This window comes from Gordonia alkaliphila (assembly GCF_039542465.1).
GTDB classification, from domain to species: Bacteria; Actinomycetota; Actinomycetes; order Mycobacteriales; family Mycobacteriaceae; genus Gordonia; species Gordonia alkaliphila.
On the sequence record NZ_BAABIE010000010.1, the window covers coordinates 89,944 to 104,856 of the forward strand.

Sequence of the window (14,913 nt, forward strand, 5' to 3'; positions counted from 1 at the left end):
GTCACACCAAAGTGGTAACAGTCGTTATCAGTTGAACGGAGACGCCATGAGCGCCGAAACCATCACCGCCGGCCAAGCCGACGACATCGCCCGCAGTGCCGAGACCATGCCGCGCTCCCGACGCGAAGCGCTCGACAACGTGGTGATCGACGACATGGACATGCTCGGCATCGCACTGCTCGCCGGGCCCGCGAACGTGATCATGCAGCTCGCCGTACCGGCCGTCGGCTACGGCGTCTACGAGTCGACGGTCCACTCCGGCAACCTGTTCAAGAATCCGACCAAGCGCACCCGCACCACGCTGACCTACCTCGCGGTGGCCGCGATGGGCTCGCCGGAAGTCCGCAAGGCGTACCGCCAGGCGGTGAACAAGTCGCACGCCTACGTGCGCTCCAGCGAGGCCAGCCCGGTCGAGTACAACGCCTTCGACCCGAAGCTGCAGCTCTGGGTGGCCGCCTGCCTGTACCGCGGCTGGGAGGACATGCAGCGGATCTACGGCGACCCGGCCAAAATCACCGAGGAGGCCTACCAGCAGGGCGCGGTCATGGGCACCACGCTGCAGATGCCGCGAGACCTCTGGCCGGCTACGCGCGCCGACTTCGAGGAGTACTGGCAGTCGACCCTCGCCGAGGTCGAGATCGACGACACCATCCGCGAACACCTGATGGCCATCATTCAGCTCGACTTCACCTACAAGCCGATCCGCCTGCTCGGCCGCTGGTACTCGGAGACCATGACCATCGGCTTCCTGCCGCCGGAGTTCCAACAGAAGATGCGGGTATCCCAGACCCCGGCGCAGCGCCGATTCTTCGCAGCGCACAACGCGATTGCCCGCCAGCTCATCAAGATCCTGCCGAAACCGCTGCGGGAGTTCCCGTTCAACCTGCTACTGGCCGACCTCGACTGGCGCCGCCGCACCGGCCGCCCCCTGGTCTAAACCCGGTCAGACCGAAGGCAGTGCCCGCCACGTCGGCGGACACTGCCTTCGAAGCCCCGCAACAGCGACGCCGACGATCTACAGATCAGGCCACAGCAGGCCGAACGGCTCCAACCACGGATCGAACGGCGTCCCGATCACACCGAGCTCATCACTCACCGGCGACGAATCGTCTTCCAACGCAAGCAACGGCGACGGGGAGACACCGAACAACTCGGCGGCCTCCTGCGCCGCGGCCGGACCGGTAATGGTGCGCGCCGCAGCCTCCGGCTCCGCCTCGCCATCGGGGTCGTACACGTACGCCCGATACACGCAGCGACTGCCGGCCGGATCCAGACGCCACACCTGGAACACCACACCGAACTCATCGCCGTCTTCACAGATCACCGCCCGCCCCGCCGGCGCACCCGCAAAGAAGTCCGCCTCACGATGATCGGTCACCATCCCCGGCACACTGATCGACACCCGCACCCCGAGATCGGACTCCTCGACGTCATAGTCCAGATCATCAACCGGGCACGACCCGGCTCCCCAACTGGCCCGCAACACCGCCGTCACCCGCTCCACCAGCGCCTCAGCCGCTGCCGGTTCCGCAACATCAGCGATCACCACCAGACCGTATGTACTCACCAGGGCACCTCCAACTCCGGGAACACCGGATCAGTGATCTGCGCATCCGACAGACCAAACCACTTCAACGTATCCACGCGCGTCTGCGCGAACAACTCCTCCACCGACTGCCGATCGCCGGTCTGAATCCGGGCATACAAATCTTCCCAATACGCCCGCAACCGCGCCTCCCCGCTATCAGCAGTCCGGTCACCCCAAATCCCGTACAGCCAATCGTCGTCATCGAGAACCCGACGAACATCAGCCACCAAATCCGGCAACGGCCGCGAACCGGACAGAACCCTCAACGCGATCAAGTGTTGCAACGTGATCCCGCGATAAATATAGTCTTCGCGCCCCGCCGCGCAATTTTCAACATACTTCCTATCGGAAGCCTCGCGAACACCACTCACGTCATACCGATCATGCAGCTTCAACTCCGACGTGCACCTCGCGAACTCGGCCACCACCTTCGGGTCGCTGACATCACGGAAGCGAATCTCCGGATGATCCGGAACCTTGAACTGATCTCCAGCCGCACCACCCATACCAGATTGGGTAGATGGCAACGGATAGGAGAGTAAGCCCTGATATGCAACCATCCTGCCGTTCGAGGTTTTTTCCTGGTAAACGAACTGCAGCCACCACTGCGGGTCGGACCGCATCAACGACGTCGAACTACCCTTACCAGCCACCTCCCAACCGCCACCCATCAGAACAGCGGCCTCCGAAACCACCTCTCGCCACTGCTTCACCGTCAAAGCCACGATAACTCCTCATCTGACACGGTGTTGGGTCGCGGCAGGCTCGGCCGCAACTCCCTGATCAATCGATTCAATGACTCTTCTGGAATATCGAAAGACTTCTGAAGGTTCCTGATCCAGGTCTTTGAGATTCCAGATTTCCCGGTTTTCAAATCTACGATGAGCACCAGCCTCTCGGCGCCATCGACGTACTGCGTAACGACGATATCAGGGCGAACCGTATTCTTTTGTCCGCGCGAATCCGCGAGGATATTGCCATCGCCATCCACCCTCGGGGGCGCGCCCTTGGGCACTGACCATTCATGGTAAACATGGAAGCCTGCTCCGAGCGACTGCGCAATCTGTTCAGCCAACTCGGATACAAGATCCTCGAGGGCCTTGTGAACTTTCGACCCCCAGGTTGTTGGTCGCAGCAGGTTCTTGATCTGCTCTTCCAGTCCGTCGGGGATGTTCGCCGGATCCGCATCCCGAGCATCCGCCAACGCCTCGAGCACGGCAATTACCACCTCGTGCGCCTGGTCGGCGAGTTCCCCGAACCGGTTCATCAACTCTTCGAGAATATCGGAATCCAGCGGTGCACTGGGGGCCGGTTCCCGGCTGGCGCCACCGTCGGGGGCTCCATCTTGGTCGAGAAAATTGAGCAGCCAGGTGACCACTTCGCCGATCCGGCTGGCAGCACCTTCGTCGATGCCGGGATCCTGCTTCCCGGGGCGCTGGTCTGTTGGTGGCTTCCACCAATCCAGGGGAATGCGCTCGAGAAGTTCTCGCGGCAGGAGGCCCTCGGCCCAGTCAGGGATCGTGGGCGGATTCGGCTCCACCGGCCCGGGCTCAGCAGGTACTTGTCCGGGGGCGTCGGGGACCGTCGGCGGTTCGGCGCCTGGCTCGGTCGCGGGCGGGTCGTTCGGCGACAGCTCCGGCGCCTCTGGATCGTCACGGGGAATGACCGGTTCCGGATCGACCGGGCTCAAATCTGGTTGACCTTGGTCCGGCTCTGGGACCGTTGGCGGCGGATCACCACCGAGGTCTGGCTGCTCCTGGTCACCCGGCCGGTCGGCATCGGGATCGTGCGGCCGCACGTGCGGTGTAGTTTTGGGTGGTTGTGTCTGGCCTCGAAGTCCGTCATCAAAAGTGCCGCGGTGGCGTTCCTGCAACTCACGGAGAAGGTCACGAATGCCGTCGTCGGCTAGATCCCCCAAACCGCCATCCGGATCCTCCAAGAACCGACGAAGACCCTCAATCTCCTCTAGTGTCCCCCTCGAAATCAGGTCACGAATCATCCGGTCGAATGACTCTGGATCTTTGAGGGCTCTTCAGATCTAAGAGTGCGTAGGTGAGGTTCGGGACGAGCGCGGGCGACCACAAGATGTAGGCGGGCCCTGGGTGTGATCATGGAAGTTCCTCAACAACCCCGACGCACACCACAGGACCCATGGCTGAGCTTACTTCCGATGTTGCCGACACGATCTGCCGAACCGTCGAGTTGGGCGTGACGATCACCGGTGCGGCCGTCGGCGCCGATGACCGGACCCACATTTTCTGCGAGGTCCTCGACCCCGATCGACGCTGCCCGGACTGCAATATTGCAGGTCAACCACGAGATCGGGTCGTCCGGGTCCTGACCGACACGCCCGCCGCCGGCCATCCGGTACTCCTGCACGTGGCGGTTCCGCGGTTCGTCTGCCACACCAGCGACTGCTCCAGGTCGGTCTTTCGGGCGAGGATCGATCACATCGCCCCGGCACGGTCGGTGGTCACCGCACGGACCGCACGCTGGATTCTGCAGCGCATCGTGGTCGACAAGATGAGCGTGGCCGCCGTGGCCGCGAACCTCGCGATCTCGTGGAACACGGTCAACCAGATCGCCACAGACGCCGCACGAGCACTGGTCTACGACGGTGACCACCTCGACGGGGTCCGCTGCCTCGGTGTGGACGAGCACAAATGGAAACATGTTCGCGGACAAGGAGATTCGAGTTTCGTCACGGTCTTGATCGATCTGACCCCGGTCATCGACGGGACCGGTCCGGCACGGCTGCTCGACATGATCGGCGGCCGATCCAAACAGGTCCTCAAGCAGTGGATGCGAGCGCGAGACCAGCAGTTCCGGGATCGGATCAAGGTCGTGGCGATGGACGGATTCACCGGCTACAAGACCGGATCGACCTCTCACACGGAATCCGCGCCAGGCTTGAGTTAAAACTCTTTAGTGCCCGATACTGATGGCCACGAGAATTGGCGCTGGCATCGTCGGCGCGGTGTGTGCGGGCGGCGAGCCCATGACCCGTTGAGATCTACCCTCTCGAGTCAGGAGATCTTCGGCCACTCACGAGGGTGACACGCTGAACGCTTAGGCGCGCCGGAGCCGTTTCAGGGCGGAGCGGTCCAGGTGGGCCACGTCGGTGTGGCCGGTCAGGCCGAGCGTGAGGTCGAGTTCGGCGATAATGTTCGCGACCGCTTCGCGCGCGCCGTCGGCACCGTTCAGCGCCAGGCCGTACATGTGCGGACGACCGATACACACCGCGTCGGCGCCCAGCGCCAGCGCCTTGAACACATCGGCGCCGGTGTAGAAGCCGGAGTCGGCGAGGATCTTGGTCTTACCCGCCACCGCGTCGGCGATGTCGACCAGCGCGTCGGTCGACGAGATGGAGCCGTCGACCTGTCGTCCGCCGTGGTTGGACACGATGATGCCGTCGACGCCGAGGTCCACGGCCTGCCGGGCGTCGTCCGGATGCAGGATGCCCTTGAGCACGATCGGCAGCGACGTCTTCTCGCGCAGCGAGGCGATGTCGTCCCAGTTCAGCGACGGCCGCGAGTAGATGTCCAGGAAGGTCTGCACGGCCGCGCGCGGCTCCGGCGCCGTCAGGTTCTTGCGCAGGTCGCCGGGGACGTTGCGGGCGATGGAGAACAGCGTCTTGATCGCGCCGAGGGAGATCTCCGGTCGCTCGTCGGCGGCATCGCGTAGGCGTTCGGCGACGATCTCCCAGAACGACGGATCCGAGGTGTACTGATTGATGCCCTCGCCCCGGGCGAACGGCAGCGAGCCGAGGTTCAGGTCCTGCGGCCGCCAACCCAGCATCGTGGTGTCCAGCGTGACCGCGAGGGCCGCCGCGCCCATCTTCTCCGCGCGGGCGATCAGGCTGTCGACCAGGCGATCGTCGGTGGACCAGTACAGCTGGAACCAGCGCGGCGCACCGGGGGTCACGGCCTCCATCGCCGCCGCCACGTCCTCCATCGGCGCGCAGCCCTGATTGGAGAAGATGTACGGCACGCCCAGCTCCGCGGCGGCCTTGCCGATGTGCACGTCGGCGTCCGGATGGGCCAGCGCGCCCGCACCCACCGGCGCGAAAAGCACTGGCGCAGCGAGGGTTTGACCGAACAGCTCGATCTCGGTGCTGCGCTGGCTCACGTCGCGGAGCACGCGCGGCACGATGGCCCACTCATCCAGCGCGGCCCGATTGGCCGCCATGGTGCGACCCTCCCCCGCGCCGCCGGCGATGTACGCCCACGCGCGCGCAGACATCTTGGCCTTGGCGCGCCGTTCCAGTTCGGCGAAGTCGGTGGGGATCACCGGCTTTCGCCCGTGGATACCCGCGGTGTAGACGTCGTTCTGGCGGGAGCGTCCGAAGTTCACGGTCACCATGACGGGTCAGCCTTTCGCCTGCGCGTCGGCATCGTCGCGCTGCAGATAGAAGTAGAAGTGGCGGTCCCGGACCAGCGAGGTCTTGCCGTTCATGATGCCCATCAGCGTGCGCTCGTCGACCCGCTTGAAGTGATCGATCACCGGCTGCCCGTCGTAGACCATCGACGCGGTCACTTCCCCGCGGAAGCCGACCGGCCAGAGGCTGGCCTCGCCCTTCCCGATCTCCTTGTTGGAGTACAGGTTTCCATTCTCGTCGCGGCAGACCATCGGCACGACGTCGTACCAACTGCGAAACCACTTGCCGTGCCAACCGACCTTCTCCAACTGCCCGTCCATCGGGTGCCCGGACGGCAGTTCGCCGCCGCGCCAGTCGCCGAGGATCTCCTCGACGGTCACCACCGGCAGTGCCGCCCAGATCGCGTCGAGGTCGGCCGGCTCGCTGATCTGCTGCGAGGCCACCCGCTCGAAGAAGGTCGACACGGCCTGGTCTGCGGAGAGTTGGCTCATACCGGGAGCATATCTATCGTGAGACCCGGGACACAGTGACGCGGTGCACATCTGCGGGCACGCGGCGGGCCGGACAGGCCGGAAGGTTCGACGAATGACAGCGCACCGATGCGACGACCTGCGCGCACAGGTCCGCGCGTTCCTCGACGCGGAGATCGCGGCGGGCACGATCGCCCCGACCGCCGACAGCTGGTTGACCGGCTGGGACACCGAGTTCACCCGGCGACTGGCCGAACGCGGCTGGGTCGGCATGACGATCCCGCGCGAATACGGCGGCCACGGACGCGGCCACCTGGAGCGGTTCGCCGTCACCGAGGAACTGCTCGCCGTCGGCGCCCCGGTCGCCGCGCACTGGATCGCCGACCGGCAGATCGCACCGTCGCTGCTCAAGTTCGGCACGGAAGCCCAGAAGCGGGCACTGCTGCCCGGGATCGCCTCCGGCACAGTCTTTTTCGGCATCGGAATGAGCGAACCCGACGCCGGCAGCGACCTCGCCGCGGTACGCACCCGCGCCACCCGGGTCGACGGCGGCTGGGAACTCACCGGCACCAAGGTGTGGACCTCCGGCGCACACCGCGCGCACTACTTCATCGCGCTGGCCCGCACCCACCCGCGCGAGGACGGCCGACGCCACAACGGGCTCTCCCAGTTCATCGTCGATCTGCGCGGACCCGGCGTCACCGTGAATCCGATCATCTCGATGAACGGCGGCCACCACTTCAACGAGGTGGTGCTGGAGAAGGCGTTGGTGCCCGACGAGCGGGTCTTCGGCGAGATCGGCGCGGGGTGGACCCAGGTGACCAGCGAGCTCGCCTTCGAACGCAGCGGCCCCGAACGCTTCCTGTCGACGTTCCCGCTACTGAGCGCCGCCGTCGAATCCGACGACTCGACGGTCGACGACGCCGCCCTCGGCGCGAGCATCGCCCGGATCGCCGGCCTGCACCACATGTCCGGCGCGGTCGCCGAAACCCTCGCGCGCCAAGAACCCGCCGACCTCGCCGCCGCCGTGGTGAAAGTGCTGGGCACCGCCACCGAAGGCGACATCGCCGACGTCCTCGACCTCGCGATCGCCGACGACACGTCGCCACTGGGCGCGGCGGTCGCCGCCGCTGCCGATCAGCGGCCCGGTTTCACCCTGCGCGGTGGCACCAACGAGATCTTGCGCGGCGTGATCGCCCGCGGACTGGGGATGCGATGAGCGGCAACGAACTGAATGACCTGATCGGGGCGGTGCTGACCGCGCACCGCGACGACCCGCCACGACTGTGGACCGAACTCGGTCGGGCAGGTCTCACCCGGTTGACCGGCTCGGTCGACGGCGGCGGCAGCGGCGCGGGCTGGGCGGAATCCGCCGCACTACTGCGCGCCGCCGCCGCGCACGGCGTCGAACTGCCCGTCGCCGAACACGATCTGCTGGCCGGCTGGCTGTGCGAGCGCGCCGGACTACCGGTCGACGATCGTCGCCGCAGCGCCGCGGTCCTCGACGCGCACGGGCGGGCGCGGCGCGTCGGCTGGGCGGCCGCTGCCGAACGCCTCACGCTGCTGCACCCGATCGGCGACGGCTGGGCGGTATCCGACGTCGACGCCGCCGACGTCGCCATCACCCCGGGCCGCAATCGCGCGGACGCACCGCGCGACGACCTCGCCGCGGATCCGGCTGCGCTGCAGGGAGTTTCGGTAGATCCCGGCACGGTCGAGCAGTTCGTCCTGCGCGGCGCGCTGGCCCGCGCCGTCGGCATCACCGGTGCGCTGGACCAGATCCTCGCCGAGGTCCTCGCGCACACGACGACGCGCACGCAGTTCGGCCGTCCGCTGGCGCAGTTCCAGGTGATCCAGCACGCCGTCGCCGATCTGGCGGCCGAGAACGCCCTGGCGCGGGCCGCCGTCGACGCGGCCGTCGGGGCGATCCCGGTCGAGGCGCCGCACGCCGACCTCGCCCCGCAGACCGCGTTCCGGATCGCGGTGGCCCGCTCGGTCACCGGGCATGCCGCGTCGATCGCGGTCCGCACCGGGCACCAGCTGCTGGGTGCCATCGGCACCACCCGCGAGCACCGGCTGCACCTGTTCACCCGCCCGATCCTGGCCTGGCGCAACGAGTTCGGCAGTGTCGCGCACTGGGACACCGTGGTGGCGCAGACCGCGCGGGCCGCCGGACCTCAGGGTTTGTGGCCGCTCATCACCGGCTGACCGCACCCCGCGGCGCGCGGGTCAGGAGAAGCGCATCTCCTCGGTGACGTCGTACCGGCGTGCGTCGACCGCATCCAGGAACGCGTTGTGCCGCACATGCCACGGTCCCTCGTGCGCGGCCTTGGGCATCCGGTGGCCGGACCGCTTCACGTAGCCGGAGTCGAGTTCGAAGAAGGCGTGCGCTTCCGGCTGCCGCCCGTTCAGCGTCGGATAGGCCCGGGTGTACCCGTTGCTGCGCATGTGGGCGACCAGGTCGGCCACCGCTTTGCTGGTCAGATCCACCCGCAGCGTCCACGACGCGTTGGTGTAGCCCACCGACCACGCGAAGTTCGGCACGTCGTTGAGCAGGTAGGCCCGGTAGCCGTACCGGTCGCCGGGGTCGACGGCCTCGCCGTCCACCGACAGCGCGATGCCGCCGAAGGCCACCAGCTCCAGACCGGTCGCGGTCACCACGATGTCGGCGTCGAGCACGCGGCCCGAGCTCACCCGCACCCCGTGCTCGGTGAAACCGGCGATGGTGTCGGTGACCACCTCGGCACTGCCGTCGCCGACGGTCTTGTAGAAGTCGGCATCCGGGATCACGCACAGCCGCTGATCCCACGGCTCGTAGGCGGGTTTGAAGTGCTTGTCCACGTCGTAGCCCTTGGGCAAGTAGTGCACCGCGAGCCTGCGGATCAGGCGGCGCGCGGTCTTCGGGAACCGTCGACAGAACAGGTACAGCGCCATGGTGATCGCGACGTTCCGGTACCGAATGAGGTCGTGCGCCAACTGTTTCGGCAGCAGCCGCTGCGCCAGGTTGGTCATCGGATCGGTCCACGGATACGGGAACAGGTAGCTGGGTGAGCGCTGCAGCATCACGACGTGCTCGGCCTCGGCGGCCAGCGCCGGAATCAACGTCACCGCCGTCGCACCGCTGCCGATCACCACCACCTTCTTGCCGGTGTGGTCGAGGTCCTCGGGCCAGAACTGCGGGTGCACCATGGTGCCCGCGTAATTCTCCTCGCCCGGGAAGTCGGGCCGATACCCGGCGTCGTAGCGGAAGTAGCCGGTGCACAGGTAGAGCATCCGGGCACGCTCGGTGCGGGGTTCGTCGTCGACCAGCAGGTCGACGGTCCACAGGTCGGTGTCGGTGTCGAAGTCCGCCGACACCACCTCGGTGGAGAACTGGATGTGCGGGTAGATACCGAAGTCGCGGGCGGTGTTCTCCAGGTAGTCGCGGATCTCGCCGCCGGTCGCCATGGTGCGGTCCCCGCGCCACGGGTTCCACGGGAAACTGAGCGTGAAGATGTCCGAGTCGCTGCGCACCCCGGGGTAGCGGAACAGGTCCCACGTCCCGCCGATCCGCTCCCGCTGCTCCACCATCAGGTACTTGAGCTCCGGATTCCGTTCTCGCAGACGGTAAGCCGCGTCGATCCCGGAGAGACCGGCCCCGACGATGAGGACGTCGAAGAACTCGGAATCGTTGTGCACCATGGGTTCTCGTATCTCTTCTCGAGTCAGGCGGACTTGGCGCTCTTGGCCGACTTGGTCGGCTTGGCAGGTTCGGCGGGCTCGGCGTCGGCCTTCTTGCTCACCGACGCGCGCAGCGCCGCGAGCAGATCGGCCACCTCGTCGCCCTCTGCCTCCGGTTCCGCCGACGGTTCCGGAAAGGCTTGCTCCCCACCGGATTTCGCCTCGATCAGTTTGGCCAGTTCCTTCTCGAAGACGTCCTCGAACTGGGTGGGATCGAAGTCGGTGGCCATGGTGTCGATCAACGACGACGCCATCTCCAGTTCCTGCGGCCGAATCTGCACGTCCTGGTCGAGGAAGGCGAACTCGGGTTTGCGCACCTCGTCCGGCCACAGCAGGGTCTGCAGGGTCATCACACCGTCGATCACCCGCAGTGCCGCCAGCCGGGTGCGTGTGCGGAGCGTGAACATGGCGATGGCCAGGCGATCGGTGGACTCCAGCGCCTGCGCCAGCAGGGTGTACGCCTTGGGCGACTTGGACGCCGGTTCCAGGTAGTAGGCCTTGTCGAAGTAGATCGGATCCACCTGGTCGGCCGGCACGAACTCGAGGATCTCGATCTCCGGGCTCCGATTAACCGGCAGCGTCGCCAAATCCTCCTTGGTGAGGATCACCGGCTGGCCGTCGTCGCTCTCGTACGCGTTCGCGATCTGGCTGAACTCCACTTCGGTGTCCGTGCCCTCCCGAACACGCCGGTAGCGGATCCGCGTGCCGTCCTTCGCGTCCACCTGATGGGAGGAGCGGTCGTGACTCTCCGTCGCGGAATAGACCTTGACCGGCACGTTGACCAGGCCAAAGCTCAGATCACCCTTCCAGATCGAGCGCATGGGTCCATTGTGCCAAAGACCACACCCGACAGCGACGAACCTTCACTTCCAATCGGAAGTTCGTCGTGCGGCCCTCCGCGGGAAGCCGTAGCCGAGGCGGCGGCTGTTCGGTGAGAATGGACGGATGAGCGGATCGGACTTGGAGGTCGACGGCCACCGCATCGCGCTCACCCACCTCGACCGCGTGCTCTATCCCGACGGCACCCGCAAGTACGACGTGATCGCGTACTACCTGGCCGTCGCCGATGCGATGCTGCCGCACCTCGCGTCCCGGCCGGTGACGCGCAAGCGGTGGCCGTCGGGCACCGAAGCGGCGCCCTTCTTCGAGAAGACGCTCCCGGCCGGCACGCCGGACTGGGTTCCGCGGTTCACCATCGCCCATTCGGAGGGCGAGAAGTCCTATCCGGTCGCCACCAGTTCCGCGGTACTCGTCTGGTTCGCTCAGGTGTCGGCGCTGGAATTGCATGTGCCGCAATGGCGCATCGACCTGTCGGCGGGCCACGAGGACGGTCGCACCGACCGGCTGGTGCTCGACCTGGACCCCGGACCCGACGTCCCGCTGACGCAATGCGGTCAGGTCGCGCTGACCATCCGGGACGTGCTGACCGACGCCGGGCTGCCGTCGTGGCCGGTGACCAGCGGCGGCAAGGGGATTCACGTCTACGCGCAGCTGCCGTCGCCGGTCAGCGCCGACTCGGCCCGCACGGTGGCCAAGCAGATCGCGGTCTCGCTGGAGAAGGCGTTCCCGCGCGATGTGACCGCGTCAATGAGCAAGGCCGCGCGTCCGGGCAAGGTGTTCCTCGATTGGAGCCAGAACAGCGCCAGCAAGACGACGCTGAGTCCGTACTCGTTGCGCGGCCTGACGCAGCCGTGGGTCGCGGCACCGCGTGAATGGTCCGAACTCGCCGAGCCTGACCTGGCGCAACTCCGGTATTCCGAAGTGCTGGAACGGTTTTCGCAGTCCGGCGACCTGCTCGGCGGCGCTACCGCCCCACCCACCGCTCCACCCGCAGAACCCGTCGCCGATCTGCCCGCGGGCGTCGTCGATCTCGGCGTGTACCGACGTCGCCGAGCGGCACCGATGCTGGCCGTCGACCAGCCGATCGACGCCCTGGACAGCGACACCTGGGCGTTCGAAGGCAAATGGGACGGCTACCGCGTCCTGGCCACCGTCCGCGACGGCCGGTTGCGGCTGCATTCGCGGTCAGGCAACGACCTGACCGGCGACTTCAGTGAACTCGCTCCGCTGGCGCAGGCCGTCCCCGGCGGGGACATGGTGCTCGACGGCGAGGTGGTGGCCCTGGACGCCGACGGGAAGACCGACTTCGGCCTGCTGTCGTCGCGGCGTCGTCGCACCGACGGCACCCGGCTCGAGTTCTTCGTCTTCGACGTCCTGGAACTCGACGGTCGCGACCTGACCGGCGCGCCGTGGGATCAGCGCCGTCGGGTCCTGGAAGAGCTCCGACCGGCGCTCGCCGCACTGCCGAACGTCCAGATCCCGGATCTGCTCCCCGGCCCCGGCGCCCGCGCGGTGACTCGGGCTCGGGACATGGGCTGGGAGGGCGTGGTCGCGAAACGTCGTTCCGCCCCGTACCGCCTCGGCACCCGCAGCCCGGACTGGCGCAAACAGAAGAACTGGAACGACGTGGAGGTGGTGATCGGCGGCTTCCGACTGGTCCGCGACGGCGCCACCCGCACCCTCGGCTCGGTGCTGGTGGGTCTGCCCGCGGAGACCGGGCTGCGCTATGTGGGCCGCGTCGGCACCGGCTGGACCCAAGCGCAGGCCGCGGACCTGCTCGCTGAACTCGAGACGCTGAAGATCAGCCGCAGCCCGTTCCTGGCGATCGACGCTCCCGTCGCCTCCAGCGCCACCTGGGTGCTGCCCAAGCTGGTGGTGGACGTCCAGTTCATGAACTGGACGTCCACCGGGCACCTGCGCCATCCGTCGTGGCGTGGCATTCGCCGAGACAAGCTGCCCGGCGACGTCGACCCCGCCGGTAGCCCATCCCGCGCACCGTGACGGCGGTGCGGCCCGCCGACCGCGGTCAGCTCAGGTGGTGCACTTCCTGCAGGCCGTAGACCGGCGTGTCCAGTCCCTCGAAACGGGCCTTGAGCTGCAGCGCGAGGTACAGCGAGTAGTGGCGCGACTGGTGCAGGTTGCCGCCGTGGAACCACAGACCCGGCTGCTGGGTGGGCTTCCACATGTTGCGCTGCTCGCCCTCCCACGGCCCCGGATCCTTGGTGGTACCCGAACCCAGGCCCCACACCTTGCCGACGCGGTCGGCCACGTCCTGGCCCATCAGGTCGGCGGCCCACCCGTTCATCGAGCCGTAGCCCGTGGCATAGACCACCACGTCCGCGGGCAGTTCGGTGCCGTCGGACAGCACCACCGAGTTCTCGGTCAGGTGGTCCACCCCGCCCTTGGCCAGCTTGATGGTGCCGTCGGCCACCAGCTCGCACGCACCGACGTCGATGTAGTAGCCCGAGCCGCGGCGCAGGTACTTCATGAACAGTCCCGAGTCGTCGTCGCCGAAGTCCAGATCGAAGCCGGCAGCCTCCAGCCGCGCGTAGAAGTCCTTGTCCCGCTCGCGGATCTGGTCGTACAGCGGAATCTGGAACTGGTGCATGATCCGGTACGGCAGCGACGCGAAGGTGAAGTCGGCCTTCTTGGTGGTCATGCCGTCGGCGACGGCCTGCTCGCTGTACAACGCCCCCAGCCCGATCTCCATCAGCGAATCGGACTTGACGATGTGCGTCGACGACCGCTGCACCATGGTGGTGTCGACGCCCGTCTCCACCAGCGCCTTGCAGATGTCGTGGGCGGAGTTGTTCGCACCGATCACCACCACCTTCTTACCGACGAAGCTGTCCGGCCCGGGATGCGCGCTGGAGTGATGCTGCTCGCCGGCGAAGACGTCCTGTCCGGGGAAGGTCGGCACGTTGGCCTTGCCGGACATGCCGGTGGCCAGCACCAACTGCGTCGGGTGCAGGGTCAGTTCTTCGCCGTCGCGGATCACGTGCACCGTCCAGCGGCCCGTCGCCTCGTCGTACGAGGCGCTGGTGCATTCGGTCTTGGACCAGTACGGCACCTCCATCACCTTGGTGTAGAACTCCAGCCAGTCGCCGATCTTGTCCTTGGGGGCGAACACCGGCCAGTTCGACGGGAACGGCAGGTACGGGAGGTGGTCGTACCAGACCGGATCGTGCAGGCAGAGTGACTTGTACCGCTTGCGCCACTGATCGCCGGGACGGTCGTGCTTGTCGACGACCAGCGCGGAGACACCGAGCTGGCGCAGTCGTGCGCCGAGCGCGATGCCGCCCTGGCCGCCGCCGATCACCAGCACGTACGGCTGCACCGCCCGACCGAGCTCGGCTTCCTCGTCCTCGCGGCGCTGCGCCCACGACCGCTGGTCGGGATCGGAGCCGTGCACGGCGCCGAGGGGCCGCGCGAAACCGTTCGACTCCTCGTGCCCCTTCAGCTCCTGCAGCGTGGTCAGCAGCGTCCAACCCTGATCCACGCCGTCGGGTCCGGGCTTGATCCGCAGGTGCCCCTCGCCGCGACCCGTCGCGGTCTCGAAGACGATGAACGCCTCGGCCACGTCGTCGGCCGCGGTGGCCAGCTCGCTGGTGGCCCACGCCGACGGCGCCGTGTCGGCGAGCCGGTCGTCGAGCATCGCGGCGATCTCGTCGTGCCCCTGCGAAGTCTTGAGATTCCAGGTGAAGGCCACCAGGTCGCGCCAGTAACTGTCGGTCGCGAAGAGCGCGGTGGCCGCGGCGACGTCGCCGGTGGTCAGCGCCGCCGAGAAGCGGGCCAGCCACGCATCGATCCGCTCTTGCGGGGATCCGAGCAACTGGTGTTCGGACGCCTGAGATTCAGGGGCCTGGGGTTCCAGAGTCTGGGTCATGGTCGACGCCTTCCATCGGGGTGAGGTAGAT

The 14,913-nt window shown here is 67.1% G+C and carries 12 protein-coding genes and 1 pseudogene; 5 read left to right on the plus strand and 8 right to left on the minus strand.

Features of this window, described 5'->3' with window-relative positions; translation table 11 throughout:
• Positions 1-46: 46 nt before the first annotated feature.
• On the plus strand, positions 47-937 hold the full coding sequence (locus ABD989_RS11870; protein ID WP_345313633.1) for an oxygenase MpaB family protein: 891 nt from the start codon (positions 47-49) through the stop codon (positions 935-937).
• Positions 938-1,015: 78 nt separating this feature from the next.
• Here ABD989_RS11870 and ABD989_RS11875 read toward each other — a convergent pair whose 3' ends face one another.
• The 3 genes from ABD989_RS11875 to ABD989_RS11885 are packed head-to-tail and all read right to left on the minus strand — an operon-like array spanning position 1,016 to position 3,587.
• A complete protein-coding gene (locus tag ABD989_RS11875) occupies positions 1,016-1,549 on the minus strand; it encodes a hypothetical protein (RefSeq protein WP_345313634.1) in 534 nt (177 codons plus the stop codon).
• A 14-nt stretch (positions 1,550-1,563) separates the two neighbouring features.
• Complete coding sequence (locus tag ABD989_RS11880; protein ID WP_345313635.1) at positions 1,564-2,313, minus strand: hypothetical protein; 750 nt, start codon at positions 2,311-2,313, stop codon at positions 1,564-1,566.
• Positions 2,304-3,587: a hypothetical protein gene (locus ABD989_RS11885; RefSeq protein WP_345313636.1), complete on the minus strand. Its 1,284-nt coding sequence runs from the start codon at positions 3,585-3,587 to the stop codon at positions 2,304-2,306. The genes ABD989_RS11880 and ABD989_RS11885 overlap by 10 nt, the downstream gene beginning before the upstream one ends.
• Positions 3,588-3,739: 152 nt before the next feature.
• Here ABD989_RS11885 and ABD989_RS11890 point away from each other — a divergent pair.
• Positions 3,740-4,492: pseudogene (locus ABD989_RS11890) on the plus strand (transposase); the annotation flags it as partial.
• Positions 4,493-4,657: 165 nt separating this feature from the next.
• Here ABD989_RS11890 and ABD989_RS11895 read toward each other — a convergent pair.
• The gene (locus ABD989_RS11895; RefSeq protein ID WP_246992850.1) at positions 4,658-5,950 is read right to left on the minus strand and encodes an alpha-hydroxy-acid oxidizing protein; all 1,293 of its coding nucleotides are present in this window, start codon (positions 5,948-5,950) and stop codon (positions 4,658-4,660) included.
• A 6-nt stretch (positions 5,951-5,956) separates the two neighbouring features.
• The gene (locus tag ABD989_RS11900; RefSeq protein WP_345313638.1) at positions 5,957-6,457 is read right to left on the minus strand and encodes a DUF4334 domain-containing protein; all 501 of its coding nucleotides are present in this window, start codon (positions 6,455-6,457) and stop codon (positions 5,957-5,959) included.
• Between the two features lie 94 nt (positions 6,458-6,551).
• Here ABD989_RS11900 and ABD989_RS11905 point away from each other — a divergent pair, with 94 nt between their 5' ends.
• Both ABD989_RS11905 and ABD989_RS11910 read left to right on the plus strand, forming a co-directional pair.
• Entirely contained in the window at positions 6,552-7,655 is a 1,104-nt protein-coding gene (locus ABD989_RS11905; RefSeq protein WP_345313639.1) for an acyl-CoA dehydrogenase family protein, read from the plus strand.
• A complete protein-coding gene (locus ABD989_RS11910) occupies positions 7,652-8,644 on the plus strand; it encodes an acyl-CoA dehydrogenase family protein (RefSeq protein ID WP_345313640.1) in 993 nt (330 codons plus the stop codon). The genes ABD989_RS11905 and ABD989_RS11910 overlap by 4 nt, the downstream gene beginning before the upstream one ends.
• 21 nt (positions 8,645-8,665) lie before the next feature.
• Here ABD989_RS11910 and ABD989_RS11915 read toward each other — a convergent pair whose 3' ends face one another.
• The gene (locus ABD989_RS11915; protein ID WP_345313641.1) at positions 8,666-10,117 is read right to left on the minus strand and encodes a flavin-containing monooxygenase; all 1,452 of its coding nucleotides are present in this window, start codon (positions 10,115-10,117) and stop codon (positions 8,666-8,668) included.
• Positions 10,118-10,140: 23 nt separating this feature from the next.
• Positions 10,141-10,977: a non-homologous end joining protein Ku gene (ku, locus tag ABD989_RS11920; protein ID WP_345313642.1), complete on the minus strand. Its 837-nt coding sequence runs from the start codon at positions 10,975-10,977 to the stop codon at positions 10,141-10,143.
• Between the two features lie 124 nt (positions 10,978-11,101).
• Between ku and ligD the strand changes: the two genes are divergently transcribed.
• Positions 11,102-12,997 carry a non-homologous end-joining DNA ligase gene (ligD, locus tag ABD989_RS11925; RefSeq protein ID WP_345313643.1) on the plus strand — a complete coding sequence of 632 codons (1,896 nt, stop codon included), beginning with the start codon at positions 11,102-11,104 and terminating at the stop codon, positions 12,995-12,997.
• Between the two features lie 25 nt (positions 12,998-13,022).
• Here the strand turns inward: ligD and ABD989_RS11930 are convergent, their stop codons facing one another.
• Positions 13,023-14,882 carry an NAD(P)-binding domain-containing protein gene (locus ABD989_RS11930; RefSeq protein ID WP_345313644.1) on the minus strand — a complete coding sequence of 620 codons (1,860 nt, stop codon included), beginning with the start codon at positions 14,880-14,882 and terminating at the stop codon, positions 13,023-13,025.
• Positions 14,883-14,913 lie beyond the last annotated feature (31 nt).